Below are 13,560 nucleotides of genomic sequence, written 5' to 3'. Positions count from 1 at the left end.
GGGTCATTGGGTGGCCTGGAGGAGGGGGCGGGTGAGGAGGGTGGCGGTGTGGAGGCGCCCGAAGCCGCTTGGCGACGTTGAAGGACGGTGTGGGTGCGTTGGGTGCGGGCGGTCAGGGGGGTGTAGTCGAGGTCGCAGGCGGGGTCGGGGGTGTGGAGGTTGGCGGTGGGGGGGGATGGTGTCGTGGCGGATGGTCAGGCAGCCGGCCACGGCGTCGAGGGCGCCGGCGGCTCCCAGGGTGTGTCCGATCATGGATTTGATGGAGCTGATGGGGATGGTGCGGGCGTGGTCGCCCAGGGCTGTTTTGAAGGCGTGGGTTTCGTGGCGGTCGTTGGGGCGGGTGCCGGCGCCGTGGGCGTTGATGTAGTCGACGTCGACCGGGTTGAGGCGGGCCGCGTTCAGGGCGGTGGTGATGGTGGCGGCGAGGTCCTGGCCGCCGGGGCGCAGTGCGGTGATGTGGTGGGCGCTGGCCAGGGAGGCGAAGCCGGCGATTTCGGCGTAGGGGAGGGCGCCGCGGCGGCGGGCGTGCTGGAGTTCTTCCAGGACGAGGACGGCGGCGCCTCGGGCCAGGACGAAGCCGTCCCGGGTGCGGTCGAAGGGGCGGCTGGCGGTGGCGGCCTCGTCGTTGCGGGCGCTGGTCAGCCGGATGCGGTCGAAGCAGGCGGTGGCGATCGGCGCGATCGGGGCTTCGGCGCCGCCGGCGAGGACCACATCGCAGGCGCCGTCGGTGATCAGGTCCGCGCCGTGTCCGATGGCGTCCAGGCCGGAGGTGCAGCCGCTGGAGATCAGGGCGACCGGGCCCTGCGCCCCGTGGGCGCGGGCGACTTCGGCGGCCAGCGAGCTGGGGACGAAGTAGTCGTAGAGGCAGTCGGCGGCCCGGGTGTGGTCGACTTCCCAGGTGGTGCCGCAGTTGCTGAGCAGGGCGTACTGGGTGGCCAGGGCGGTGGTGCAGCCGATCGCGCTGCCCAGGCTCACTCCCCGGCGTAGTGGGTCGCCGGTGTTGTCCAGGCCGCTGTCGGCCATCGCCTCGCGCGCGCTGACCAGGGCGAACTGAGCGGTCCGGTCCAGGCGTTCGCTCTCGGGGCGGGAGAAGCCGTGGGCCGCAGGGTGGAAGTCGACTTCGGCGGCGATGCGGGAGCGGCGGGTGGAGGCGTCGAAGAGGGTGATGGTGCGGGTGGCGGTGCGGCCCGCGGTCAGCAGCGACCAGAAGGCGTGCGTGCCCACCGCGCCCGGCGCCACCACCCCCACCCCGGTGACGACGACCCGTCTCATCGGTCTTCCCCCGGCTCTGTGATGACGGCCCCTGTCATAGGCCGTGCCCCGCCCTGGTGAGGGCGATCGGTCTCATCGGGTTTTCCCCTGCAGGGCCAGCTGGTGCCGGCAGGCCTGGCCCACCAGCTGTGGCAGTTCCGCGTGGGGGGCGAAGAAGTGATCGCCGGTCACGGTGTGCCGGGTGATCGGTCCGCTGGCCCACTGCTGCCAGGTGCCCAGCGATTCGGGGGCCGCGAGGGGGTCCTGGCTGCCGCCGAAGACGACCACCGGGCAGGCCACGGGGCCGCCGGTGGCCTCATCCAGTGCGGCCCGGCGCAGGGAGCGGGCCAGCCGCAGGTCGTCGCGGAGCACCGGCAGCACCGTCCGGCGCCACAGCCCGCCCGGACCACCGGCCGCTCCCGCGGGCAGCGAGCCGAGATCCCCCAGCAGGGGCAGCAGGTCCTCCTCGGGCAGGTCGGCGGCGCTCACCAGGGCGGTCGCGGTGTGCGGGGGCAGACAGGCGCCCACCGCCAGCAGCAGCGGCGCCGGCGCCCCCACCTCCTCCAGCGCCCGGGTCAGGGTGTAGGCGACCAGCGCGCCCAGGCTGTGCCCGTACAGCGCATACGGCCCCTTTTCGGCCCCCTGCAGCAGGGTGGGCAGCAGGTCGGCCAGCAGGGCGTCACGGCTGGTCACCCGCGGCTCGCGGCGCCGGCCGTCCCGGCCCGGCAGCGGCAGGGCGAGAACGTCGATCGCCGGGGACAGGGCCGCGGGCCAGGTGCGATAGCTGCTCACGCCCGCCCCCGCGTGGGCCAGGCAGTACAGCCTGACCCGCCCGCCTCCCGCCGTGCCGGCCTGCGTCCGCGAAGCCATGTCCCTCCCCGTCCCCTCTCACTGCTCGCCTCTCGCCCCATCCGGCCCCGTGCCGGATCGGGCCCTCCCGCCCGGGCGGGAGGCACGATCACTGCCGCGCCCGGTCGGCCGAGCTTGGCAACCCGGGCTCGGGCGGCGCTCGACCGCGCCGCTCATCACCCCCGCCCGCCCCCCGGCGCGCGCCATTGCAGCCGCTCCCGCACGGCTGCACACCCGCACTGGGGCACCCCACCGGCCGCCGGCCGGGGTGCAGGGGCGGTGCGGTCAGGCGGCGTACAGGTCGAAGGTGGAGGTGCGTCGCGGGCCGGCGATGATGTCCAGGCGGGGGTCGACGGCGAGCATCGCCTGGTGCAGCCTTTGCAGCTGCGGGGAGGGTTCCACGCCGAGTTCGTCGATCAGGCGGTGGCGCAGCCGGCGGTAGACGTCGAGGGCGGCGGCCTGCCGGCCCGAGCGGTACAGCGCGACCATGGCCTGCGAGTGCAGTCCCTCGTGCTGGGGGTGGCGGGCCACCAGGTCCGTCAGTTCCGCGAGCAGTTCCACATGCCGGCCCAGCCGCAGGTCGGCGTCGATGCGCCGTTCCTGGGCGACCAGGCGGCTCTGTTCCAGCCGCATCACCTCGATCTCCAGGATCGGCCCGACCCGCACGTCCACCAGCGCCGGTCCCTCCCACAGATCCAGTGCCTGGCGCAGCAGCGCGGCGGCGCGGGCGTCCTCGCCCTCCTCGAAGGCCTGGCGGCCCTCCAGGACCAGGCGTTCGTAGCGGTAGACGTCGACCGCGTCGGTGGGGATCTGCAGCAGATAGCCGCCATAACGGGTGGCGAGCACGTCCTTGGCCGAGCCGGGCACGTCGGGGCCCATGGCGGTGCCCAGCAGCCGGCGCAGCTGCAGGATGTAGGTCTGCAGTGTGGTCAGCGAGCTCTGGGGGAGTTCCGAGCCCCAGATCTCCTCCATGATCGTCGGTACCGGCACCACCCGGCCCGGGGACAGGGCCAGCAGCGCCAGTACCTGGCGCGGCTTGCCCGCGGTCGGCACGATCGATATTCCGTTGACTTCGGCATTCAACGCACCCAGGACTTTTATGTTCATGATTCCCTCCGCGCCGTAAAGGCGGCCATCGGATCAGAGCGTCGAGCTGGGCTCAAAATACTGTCGCTTTTTGGGGCCGCAGGTGATTGATGCGGTCCGATCGCGAGGGGATCCATACATTTCACGGAGCGAGGTGCAAGGAATGTTCGAGTCCCGCTCGAGCGGGATGCGGGGCGCGGCTGCAGGGCGGGCGGCTAGCTTTTCGGCCATGGAGAGCCATGCGGTGCAGGCGCGGCACGCGCCCGCCATCAACCCGCTCGTTCAGGGCCTGTTGGGCCGTCTGGCCGGGCGGGGCAGGGATCAGTTCCTGCCGCACGTGCCCGACGCCGAGCTGGCTCACGTGCTCGGCGCCTATCAGCGCCTCGCTTGCGGGGGAGGTTTTCTCCAGGGATGCGCCGCACCCTCCTGAAGATCCCTCGAGGAATAGTCCACTGGCGGGCCGCAAACCGCCGCCGAACGCCTTTCCCGCCGCAGCCTGCCGTTATCGTGCACACGGCGGATTTAAGGCTCGTCGGCCCGGTGAGGACGCGATGGAATTGAGGATTCTGGGTCCGGTCGAGATCTACGACGACCGCACCGGGACGGCCTGGGTGCCCACGGGTGCCAAGCAGCGGGCCCTGCTGGGAGCCCTCACCGTCAAGGCCGGCCAGGTGGTGCCCGTCGACCGGCTCGTCGACGAACTGTGGGCCGAACGCCCCCCGGCCGGCGCCGCCAACGCCCTCCAGGCCCACATCGCCCGGCTGCGACGGCTGCTGCCCCCACCGCCCCCGCCCGCCGCCCCACCGCCCCCGCCCGCCGGCGCGCCCCCGCCCGCCGGCGGGCCGGCCGCGGCCCGGCGCGAGCATGCGTGGCTGGTGACCCACCCGCTGGGCTACGTCCTGCACGCGGGCCGCACCCCCACCGACGCCCAGCGCTTTGCGTGCCTGCTCACCCAGGCACGCACCCAGGCCGCCGCCGAACCCGCCCGCGCCCAACGCCTCCTGCGCCAGGCGCTGGCCCTGTGGCGCGGACCGGCCCTGGAAGGCTGCGGGCGCGGCACCATCTGCTCCACCGAGGCCGCCCTGCTGGAGGAGAACCGGCTGCTGGCCCTGGAAGAGCTCTACGACACCTGCCTGCGCCTGGGCCAGCACCGCCGGCTCACCGCGGAACTGCAGGAACTGACGGCCGCCCACCCGCTGCGCGAACGCTTCTACGAACTGCTGATGAGCGCACTGCACCGCACCGGCCGCCAGGCCGAGGCCCTCGCCGTCTACGAACAGGCCCGCCGCAGGCTCCTGCACGAGTTGGGCATCGAACCGGGCCCGCTGCTGCACGCCCGCATGCAGGCCATCCTCCACCGCCGCCCCGACCCGGCACCCCACCCGACCGCCCCGCCACCGCTCCCGCCCCCCGCCGACGACAGCCCAATAGACGGCCACACCCCCTACGACCGCCCCCAGGACCAGCACACACCCGCCCCGCACCCCACCCCGCCCCACACCCGGCCCCGCACCCGGCGGGAGGGCCGCGGGGACGGCCCGCCGCCCGCCGGCCGCCCCAGCGGGACCGGGACACGCGCATGGCGCCCCGCCGACCCATCCGCACCGACACCGCACGAAGCACACACAGCGCCGCCGGGCGGGCCGCAAGGGGCGGGCGACGGCGACCTCGACCTGCGGCTGCTGCACGAGGAGATCGCCCAGCTGCGCCACCGCCTGGAAACCCTCGCCCGCGAACAGCGGGATGTGACCGACCGCCTCGACCGCCTCACCGCCTGGCGCGCACCCGCACCGTGACACCACCGCGCGGCGCTCCCCGGCACCGGCCCTCCTTGCCGACCGCCCCCTTTGGTCTGCAGAGCCGGTGCTCACTCTGGTTCAGGCGGCCCAGCGGCGTCCCGGCCGGGGCCGGTCCATCTCCTGGGCCAGGCGGTGTTCCAGTGGGGTCAGTCCGGTCTCGGGCAGGAGTTGTTCGGGGTGCCCGGCGGGCGGGTCGTGGTACAGCGCGCTGTGGCGCACGTGCATCTCGGGGTCGGTGACGCCGAGGGTGTGCAGCATGCCCACGGCGACCAGGCCGTCCCAGACGCCGCGCAGATACCGGTATGCGCAAAAGCCGTCCTGCCGTCCCACGGGTGTGCTCCTTTCCTCCTCCCCGCCGCCGTCCGGGCGGTAGGGGGAAGCCACCGTGCGCCGTGGGGGTCGAGGAAACGCCCAGCGGCGCTGGAGCGCGGCTGGGGCGCGCCCCGCCCGCCCGGCCGCCGCAGCGCCCCGCCGGCATCGGGCCGGGCCTGCTCAACCACGGCGCGGCCGCGCCCGCCCGCCTGCCCTGGGGGCGGGGGTGTTCGAGCCGGACGCGAGTGGCGTGCGGCCGCCTGTCGAGCGGTTCCGGACAGCATCGCCGTGGCGGCCGCCGAAGGGCCGGGCGGCCGGGCGGCGGGGTGCGGCCGCCGGCCCTTCGGCGGCCGTGCAGGAGCCGCAATGAGCCGCAATGAGCCGCAATGGAACGACACAAGGGGTGTGAGGATGACGGATACGCGCGTGCACCGGGTGGTGTCGGAAGTGACCGCATCGGCCCCGGCCGGCGTGTTGTACGGGCTGATCGCCGATGCCACCCAGTGGCCGCTGTTCTTCGCGCCCTGTCTGCATGTGGAGCAGCTGGACTTCGACGGCACTCATGAGCGGCTGCGGATGTGGGCCGACGCGGGCGGCGCGATCGCCTCCTGGGTCACCAGCCGCCGCCTGGACGTCGGCCGCCACCGGGTGGAGTTTTCTCACGAGGTCCCCGCCGCCCCGGTGGATTCCATGAGCGGGGTGTGGACCGTCCAGCCGCTGGGCGACCGCTGTCAGGTCACCCTCGCCCACGCCTTCAGTGTCCGCGGTGACGCCCCCGACGACGTCGCCCGGCTCACCCGGATCACCCAGGCCAACAGCCGCGCCCAGCTGGACCGCCTGGCCTGGCTGGCCGAGCGCTGGCCGCGCCTGGACGACCTGGTGCTCTCCTTCGAGGACACGATCGCCCTCAAGGGGCCCGCCGAAGTCGTCTACGACTTCTTGTACCGGGCCGCACAGTGGCCCGACCGGCTGCCGCACGTGCACAGCGTGCACCTGGCCGAGGACAGCCCGGGTGTGCAGACGATGGCCATGGCCAGTGTCGGCGCCGACGGCACCGTCCACTCCACCGAGTCGGTGCGTATGTGCTTTCCCGCCGCCGGGCGGATCGTGTACAAGCAGACCCGCACCGCGCCCCTGCTGGCCTCCCACACCGGCGAGTGGTGCGTGGATCCCGACGAGTCCGGCGTCACGGTGCGCGCCCGGCACACCGTGCTGCTCCGCGAGGACGCCATCGCCCCCGTCCCGGGCCTCGACGCCACGGTCCAGGACGCCCGCGGCCGGCTGCGCGAGGAACTCGGCGCCGCCGGCCTGGTGGTGCTGCACCGGGCCGCGCGGCACGCCACCGGCGCGGTCCGCATCCTGTGAGCGCCGCCCCGCACCCCGCCGCCGCCCGTCGCCTGCCCGCCCCCGGTGCTGAACCGGGGCAGGCGGCCCGGCTGGAGGCGGCCCTGGGCGATCCCGCCGACCCGGCCAACCCCCACGGGCAGCTGGCGCTGCTGCGCGCCGACGACGCCCGCGCCGTGCCCGAGGCCACCGAGGCACTGCTGATGCGGGCGGGCCTGCACGCCGAGTTCGTGCCGGCCCATCTGGGCGGGTGCCTGAGCGACCTGGAGCGCCTGGCCCGGGTGCTGCGCCCGGTCTTCCGCCGCGACCTCGCCCTGGGCTACGGCTTCGGCATCACCTCGCTGTTCGCCGCGTCCTCGGTGTGGACCGCCGGGAACGGCGCCCAGCAGCACACCCTGGCCCGGGTGCTGCTGGAGGGCGGCCGGGTGGCGATCGTGCACCGCCAGGTCGCCCACGCCAACGCCATCTTGCGTAACGAACTGACCGCCACCCCCACCGGCGAGGGCGGCTTCGTCGTCAACGGCCGCAAGGACGCCGTCATCAACGCCGACCGCACCGAGGTGTTCGTCACCTACTGCCGCACCGCCGAGAAGGACGGCCCCTCCAGCCACTCGGTGCTGTTGCTCGGACCCCAGCCACCCGCCACCGGCCGGGTGGTGCGCACCGCACGGGTGGCGACCCCGGGCATGCGCAGCGCCCGCTTCCACGGCATCGAACTGAGCGACGTCACCGTGCCCGGCTCGGCCGTCGTCGGCGCGGTCGGCGACGGCGTGCCGCTGGCTTTGCGCAGCTTCCAGATCAGCCACTGCCTGGTGCCCGCCACCGTCCTCGCCGGCGTCGACAGCGTGCTGCGCCAGGCGGTCCGCGCGGCCACCGAACACCGCACCGACCAACAGCCGGCCCGGCGCTGGCACAAGACCCTCGCCGGGGTCTTCGCCGACCTGCTCGCCTGCGACGCCATGGCCGTCACCGGCCTGCGCGCCCTGAGCCTGGCCCCGCAGGACGCCTACCTGCCCGCCGCGGCCGTCAAATACACGATGCCCGACATGCTGCGCGAGGACCTGGAGGAACTGGCCGCCGTGCTCGGCGCCCGCGGCTACGACCGCGGCCCCATCTACGGGGGCTTTCAGAAACTCGCCCGGGACCTGCCGGTGGCCGGCCTGGGACACTCCGGCACCGCCGTGTGCCAGGCGGTCCTGGTGCCCCAGCTGCCGCGGCTGGCCCGCACCACCTGGTTCACCGCCGCCGAGCCACCCGCACAGCTGTTTCGGCCCGGCACGCCGCTGCCCGCCTTCGACCACCACACGCTCGCCCACTTCGGCAGCGGCGACCTGCTCTCGGCCACGCTCGTCGCCGCCGCCGAACGCCTCACCACCCACCCCCGCCCCGGCCCCGTCCCCACCGCGCTGGCCCACCTCGCGCACCGCTTCGTCACGGAGCTGAAGACCCTGCAAAAGCGGTGCGCGGCACTGCCCGGCGCCACCGGCACCGCCTTCGACCCCCTGGCCTGCGTACTGGCCGACCGCTACGCCCTGATCCTGGCCGCCGCCGCCTGCCTGGGCGTGTGGGAGCAGGCCGACGACGGCAGCTTCCTCGCCGACCCGGCCTGGGCCGTGGTGGCCCTGACCCGCCTGGGCCGCAGACTCGGCCTCCAGGTGCCCGACCTTCCCGCCCCCGCGCAGGCCGCGGTCCTGGCCGAGGTCCTCCAACGCTGCCGCGACCAACGCAGCCTCGACTTGTACGCAACCCCCCTGGCCGGCTGATGCCCCCTCACCCCCAACCCAGATCCGCACCCCCTCCCAGTCCCGGACCCGGCCCGCATCCGAGCGGCCCGACCCGGCCGGCCGCAGGGCAGTGGGGGACACCACCCCCGCACCCGGCCTGCCGGGCCCGGGTGGGACGGCACAGCGCGACACGACCGCCACAAGGAGGACGATGAGCCAGGTCACCTGCGCCCAGCCTCTTCACGTGCCCAGGCCGGCAGGCCCCTGGCACACCGTCCGGGACGACCTCGCCCAGCGCGGCAACGCGCTGGTGTACACGACGTGGACCGAGTGGCTGCCCAGTGTGCTGACCCACCCGCGGCTGCCCGAGCTGATCGGCGCGGACTGGGACCGCTACCGGGGCACCGCCGATCCCCGGGTGCGCCACCGCTTCGCAGCCGCCCGGCTGCTGATCAAGTACACGGCCGCCGCCGCCCTGAACCTGCCGCCCGAGTACCTCGACCTCGCCTACGGCCTGGGCGGCCGGCCCTATCTGCGCGGCTTCGACCAGCTGGAGGTGAGCCTGAGCCACACCGGGGACCTGCTGGCGGTCGGGCTCAGCCGCACCGGCCGGATCGGCGTGGACGTGGAGTTCGCGGACCGCTTCGTGCGCCTGGACCTGCTCACCTCCCGGGTGCTCACTCCCGCGGAGTCCCAGGAGATCGCCGCCCTGCCGCAGCACGAACGGACCGCCTACGTGCTGCGGCTGTGGACGCTGAAGGAGGCCTACACCAAGGCGCTCGGGCAGGGCATGCGGCTGGGCTTTCAGGAGTTCGGCTTCAGCCGCGGCGGCCGGCTGCTGGCTCCCGACGGCAGCACCGCCACCCGCGGGGAGTGGGGCTTTGCCACCCACCGGGTGCTGGAGCGCTACCTGCTCAGCGCCGCCTGCCACGACGCCGGACTGAGCCCGGCGGGCGACATGTCCGTGCACACCATGCTCGACCCGGCACTGCTGTCCGCGATGGACCCCCCGACCGGCACGCACTGATGGCGCTGTTCCCGGCACCGGCGGCGAACACCACCGGGCCCCACCCCCCTGCACCGCGCCCCGCACCGTGCGGCCGGCCATCGTGCGGCGAGGCAGGTGCCGCCGCACGGCGGCACAGCGAGACGGACCCGGCCGCCGGGTCAGGAGACTTGCTCACTGGCTTCGTCTGCGAGCGGGCGCTCTGCCAGCATGACGGCGGCCACGATGCGCTTGCCGACGGGCTCGCGGTGCCTCTCGAGACTCCGGCACAGGGCCATGACCATCTCCAGGCCGTGCCGGCCCACCCGGTCGGTCGGGTCCCTGAGCCACGGACAGGGACGGGTCGCTGTCCCACACCGTCACCTCCACCGCGCCGTCACCGGCCTCCAGGGTCAGCCGGCAGGGGCCCGGCGCGTATGTGCGGGCGTTGGCCACCCGCTCGCTGACCACCAGCCACCCACGGCGCGGTCGGGCACCGGCACACCGTGCACCCGGTGCACATCTGCCAGCAACGAGCGGGCCGGACGGCGGGCCGCGGAGATGTTCTCGCCGCCCCCGAAGGCCTCGCCCACCGTGAGGGGACGGTCCGTGAAGGACTCACGGCCGCCGTCGTCTCGGACCGGTGGATCCATGCCGTCCGCCGCACTTTCGAAGCGCCGACCGTGAACCCACACCCCCTGCCCACCCCGCAAGTCCGTCCTCACCGGACGGCACCCCCCTGCCCGGCGAAGACGACCGCCCCACGGGGTGCGGCCAGGAACACCGAGCACAGCACACCACGGGCCCTGCTCACCCCGCACGCCCGCACCCCTCACCGCCCCCTCCCCGCGCGGTGGCGATCTGAACCCGCACACCACCTCGCCCCGGCCGCAGGTGCGGCCCCGGCCGGGCTCGAGCCGCCCAGGGGCGGTCCTGAAGGGGTGTCAGCGCACGGTCAGCGGCATGTGTGCGGGCCGCCCCATGATGGGCCGGGCAGGGGCACGCCCCCGGGCCGCCGGTTCCCCCCGGCCCGGTGACCTGCCCGTGCAGCGGGGGAGCGGACCGTGGAGGAGGGTGTTTCGATGGCAGGGCCGGCTCGCCCACGATTCTGGCAGTGGCCTGCCGGCACCGGCCCCACCGGCCGGGCCGGCCTGCGTGGGGCGGGGCGGCCGGTGCGGCCGGTGACCTGGCAGCAGTACGAGGCGCTGCTGGACTCCTTCACCGACCGGCACAGCGGCCGGCACCTCGAGCAGCTGTCGTGGGTGTGGCGCGGGCCGCTGGACCTGCACCGCTTCACCGCGTCCTGGCAGTCGGTCGTGGACAGAGAAACGATTCTGCGCACCGGGTGCGCCCTGCGGCCCGCCCCCCACCTCCTGCTGCACGCCCGGGCCCGCGCCGACGTCGTGCACCACCGCGCCGGCAGCGCTAAGTGGCCGGAGCTGCTGGAGGCCGACCGGCGGCGCGGCTTCGACCTCGCCCGTCCCGCCCCGCTGCGCCTGACCCTGCTCGATGCGCCCCCCGGAGGCGCCGGTGTGGGGCCTGCGACCCGGGTGCTGCTGACCTTCCACCACGCGCTGCTGGACGCCTGGAGCGCATGGCTTTTGCAGCAGGAGTTCACCCGCGCCTACCTCGCCGGCGGCGCCCTGCCCGGCGGCCAGCGCCGCCCGGACATCGGGGACTGGACCAGCTGGCTGGAGCGCCAGGACCCGGCCGCCGCCCGCGCCTTTTGGAGCGGTGCCGCCGCGCCCGGACGCATGGTGCTGCTGCCCGCGGCGGCCGGGCCGAAGACAGGCCAGAGCGGCAACGGCCGCGCCGAGACGGTCTTGAGCCGGGCCGAGGCCGGGCGGCTGCACCGCTGGGCCGCCGCCCAGGCCGTGTCCGACTCCAGCGTCCTGCACGCGGTGTGGGCGCTGCTGCTGCACCGCGCTGCCGCCGCCGGTGCGCCGGCCACGGTCCGCTTCGCGGTCACCGCCACGGGGCGCGGCATCGCCCTGGACGCCGCCGAACGGCTGGTGGGGCCGCTGCGCACGCTGCTGCCCCTGACCGTGCGGATCACCCCGGCGCACCGGCTGGAGCAGCTGCTGGCCGCGCTGCGCGACCGGGCGCTGGACATGGCCGCCTACGAGTGGGCCTCGCTCGGGCAGGTGCGGCAGTGGGCCGGCCACGCCCGCACCGCGCGCGTGGCGGACAGCCTGGTCTGCCTGGAGACCCTCCCGCGCCGGCCGGCCGCGCTGCGCGCCGGCCTGGCGGCCGCCGGGATCGGCTTCGAGCAGCAGCACACCGGCGGCGCGCACACCGGCTTCCCCCTGGCCCTGCTCGCCCGCCCCGGCGCCGACGGCTCGCTGGCACTGGCCGTCCTGCACGACCGGGCCCGGATCGGCGATGGCGACGCCGGCCGGCTGCTCGCCCACTGCCTGCGGCTGCTGCGGCACCTGCCCGACACCCGGCCGCAGGCCACCGTCGCCGACGTCCTGGCCGTACTGGGCACCGAGGAGGTGCCACGCGCGGCCCCCGCACACCAGCCCCCACACCAGCCGGCCCGGCGGCTCGGGCGGCCCTCCACGGGCGGCCCGGCCTCCATCGAGGGCCGCCCGAGCGAACGTTGACACCCTGGGGCGACCGACGCGAGGGAGGCGCCCATGCACGACGACGCACACACGTTCCGCGATCCGGCGCGGCCGCGTCCGCAACCCGCCCCGGCCCCCGGCGCCCCGCCGCTGCGGCTGGCCGGAGCCGAGGACGACGAGGACGACACCATCGTCCGCGGCATCGACTGACCCCCCGGGCGCCCGCCGCCCGGTCACGTCGGACCGCCTCTGCCTGTCTTTTGTGAACGTAAGGACGCCAGACGATGTCTTTGCCCCAGCAGCGTCCCGCCGCGGCGGGACGCCCCGCCGTGCGGCTGCCCGCCTCCGCGGAGGCGTTCTTGAACGACTCCGCGCATGTCGCCGCCTTCACCACGCTCAGGCCGGACGGGACGCCGCACGTGGCGCCGGTGCGCTTCACCTGGGACGCCCGCTCGGGCCTGGCCCGGGTGATGACGGTCGCCTCCGCACGAAAAGCCCGCAACCTGCTCGCCGCGCCCGGCGGCCGGGTCGCGCTGTGCCAGGTGGACGGATTCGCCTGGATCACGCTCGAGGGCAGCGCCACCGTGGTCAGCGATCCCGCGCGGGTGGCGCTGGGCGCGCAGCTGTATGCGCGGCGGTACTGGTCCGCGCCGCCCGACCCGCCCGGCCGGGTGGTCATCGAGATCGCCGTGGACCGGGTCCTCACCCTCAACACCTGAAGCAGGCCGGCCCCCCCAAAAAAGACGGGGACCACCGGCCCACTCGGCGCGGGAAAGGCCGCCGGCGCCGCCCGACTCACCAGCCCGGCGCCACCCCGCTCAGCCCAGGGCCACCCCGACGCAGACCCGGCGCCCTCGGGTTCAAGCCTTGGCACCACCCCAGTGCACACCCCGGCGCTCCCTCGCTTCAGGCGCTGGTAGCCGGCGGTTTCAGGCGGCAGTGCCCCTGGCTCAGCCCCCGGTCCCTTCGCGGCTTGGGCGCCGGCGGCCGGCGGGTTCAGGCGGTGGTGCCACCCGGCTCCAACCCCGGCGCCACCCCGGCTCGCACCCCGATACCGCCCCGGCTCGCACCCCGATGCCGCTCGTTCACCGCCCGGGTCCGGAGCTTGGTGCTGCCGGCTCAGGCCGCCGGTGCGGGGGAGCCGTCGGCCCACAGCAGCCGGAAGGACAGCCGGGACAGGCGCCAGCCGTGCGGGGTGCGGCGGGCGGTGCCGTCGACGAAGGTGCCGGTGGCGAACAGCGGCGCCAGCCCGCCGGCCACCTGACGGGCGTGGTGCACATGCGTGGAGATCAGGTTGGCGCGCAGGGTGGCCTCCTCGCCGTCGAGGTCGACCAGCGGGGCGCTGCCGTGGTGCTGGGTGCCGGCGAACGCCGACAGCGCCGCGGCGTGGTAGTCGGCCATACCGGCCCGGCCCTGATGGCGGCTCATGGGGAAGGCCACCACCGCGTCAGGGGTGAACAAGGCGGCCGCCCAGGCGTCGTCGAGGGTGTCCTCGCTGTCGTCGAGGGAGAGCAGATACCGGCTCAGCAGTGCGGCGATCTCGGCGCGGGATTCCGCCGGCGACTCGGATTTCGTTGCATCTTCATCAATGCTGCGGGTGTAGGTCATACCTGAGAATGCCGCGCTCCGCCCCTTGTCCGGCA

The 13,560-nt window shown here is 74.9% G+C and carries 12 protein-coding genes and 1 pseudogene; 8 read left to right on the top strand and 5 right to left on the bottom strand.

All coding sequences use genetic code 11. The features are described from left to right. Positions 1–3: 3 nt before the first annotated feature. The 3 genes and pseudogenes from LN251_RS28070 to LN251_RS28060 all read right to left on the bottom strand — a co-directional run bounded on the left by LN251_RS28070 (position 4) and on the right by LN251_RS28060 (position 3,207). Positions 4–1,272, bottom strand: a pseudogene (locus LN251_RS28070) (beta-ketoacyl-[acyl-carrier-protein] synthase family protein). A gap of 72 nt (positions 1,273–1,344) precedes the next feature. Further along, entirely contained in the window at positions 1,345–2,121 is a 777-nt protein-coding gene (locus tag LN251_RS28065) for a thioesterase II family protein (protein ID WP_458246978.1), read from the bottom strand. Between the two features lie 264 nt (positions 2,122–2,385). Next, on the bottom strand, positions 2,386–3,207 hold the full coding sequence (locus LN251_RS28060; protein WP_458246977.1) for an AfsR/SARP family transcriptional regulator: 822 nt from the start codon (positions 3,205–3,207) through the stop codon (positions 2,386–2,388). Between the two features lie 208 nt (positions 3,208–3,415). Between LN251_RS28060 and LN251_RS28055 the strand changes: the two genes are divergently transcribed. Together LN251_RS28055 and LN251_RS28050 are read left to right on the top strand one after the other, a co-directional pair. Continuing rightward, positions 3,416–3,616, top strand: a complete 201-nt coding sequence (locus LN251_RS28055; protein ID WP_458246976.1) for a hypothetical protein — start codon at positions 3,416–3,418, stop codon at positions 3,614–3,616. Positions 3,617–3,737: 121 nt separating this feature from the next. Further along, complete coding sequence (locus tag LN251_RS28050; protein WP_458246975.1) at positions 3,738–4,982, top strand: AfsR/SARP family transcriptional regulator; 1,245 nt, start codon at positions 3,738–3,740, stop codon at positions 4,980–4,982. Between the two features lie 81 nt (positions 4,983–5,063). Here LN251_RS28050 and LN251_RS28045 read toward each other — a convergent pair whose 3' ends face one another. Further along, positions 5,064–5,315, bottom strand: a complete 252-nt coding sequence (locus LN251_RS28045) for a DUF6059 family protein (protein WP_458246974.1) — start codon at positions 5,313–5,315, stop codon at positions 5,064–5,066. A 393-nt stretch (positions 5,316–5,708) separates the two neighbouring features. Here LN251_RS28045 and LN251_RS28040 point away from each other — a divergent pair, with 393 nt between their 5' ends. The 6 genes from LN251_RS28040 to LN251_RS28015 all read left to right on the top strand — a co-directional run bounded on the left by LN251_RS28040 (position 5,709) and on the right by LN251_RS28015 (position 12,636). Beyond that, complete coding sequence (locus LN251_RS28040) at positions 5,709–6,662, top strand: aromatase/cyclase (protein WP_458246973.1); 954 nt, start codon at positions 5,709–5,711, stop codon at positions 6,660–6,662. After that, positions 6,659–8,404, top strand: coding sequence for an acyl-CoA dehydrogenase (locus LN251_RS28035; protein WP_458246972.1), 1,746 nt, complete (start codon positions 6,659–6,661; stop codon positions 8,402–8,404). The genes LN251_RS28040 and LN251_RS28035 overlap by 4 nt, the downstream gene beginning before the upstream one ends. Before the next feature lie 205 nt (positions 8,405–8,609). Continuing rightward, a complete protein-coding gene (locus LN251_RS28030; protein ID WP_458246971.1) occupies positions 8,610–9,392 on the top strand; it encodes a 4'-phosphopantetheinyl transferase family protein in 783 nt (260 codons plus the stop codon). A 1,040-nt stretch (positions 9,393–10,432) separates the two neighbouring features. Continuing rightward, on the top strand, positions 10,433–11,956 hold the full coding sequence (locus LN251_RS28025) for a condensation domain-containing protein (protein ID WP_458246970.1): 1,524 nt from the start codon (positions 10,433–10,435) through the stop codon (positions 11,954–11,956). Positions 11,957–11,989: 33 nt separating this feature from the next. Further along, the gene (locus LN251_RS28020) at positions 11,990–12,127 is read left to right on the top strand and encodes a hypothetical protein (RefSeq protein ID WP_404145626.1); all 138 of its coding nucleotides are present in this window, start codon (positions 11,990–11,992) and stop codon (positions 12,125–12,127) included. A gap of 74 nt (positions 12,128–12,201) precedes the next feature. Then, complete coding sequence (locus LN251_RS28015; protein WP_458246969.1) at positions 12,202–12,636, top strand: pyridoxamine 5'-phosphate oxidase family protein; 435 nt, start codon at positions 12,202–12,204, stop codon at positions 12,634–12,636. A gap of 400 nt (positions 12,637–13,036) precedes the next feature. On the opposite strand, the gene LN251_RS28010 is transcribed toward LN251_RS28015, so the two are convergent. Beyond that, positions 13,037–13,525, bottom strand: coding sequence for a nuclear transport factor 2 family protein (locus tag LN251_RS28010; protein ID WP_458246968.1), 489 nt, complete (start codon positions 13,523–13,525; stop codon positions 13,037–13,039). Positions 13,526–13,560: the final 35 nt, after the last annotated feature.

It is taken from the genome of Streptomyces sp. MAI_2237, from assembly GCF_054189285.1.
This window is presented reverse-complemented; position numbering and strand designations above follow the sequence as displayed.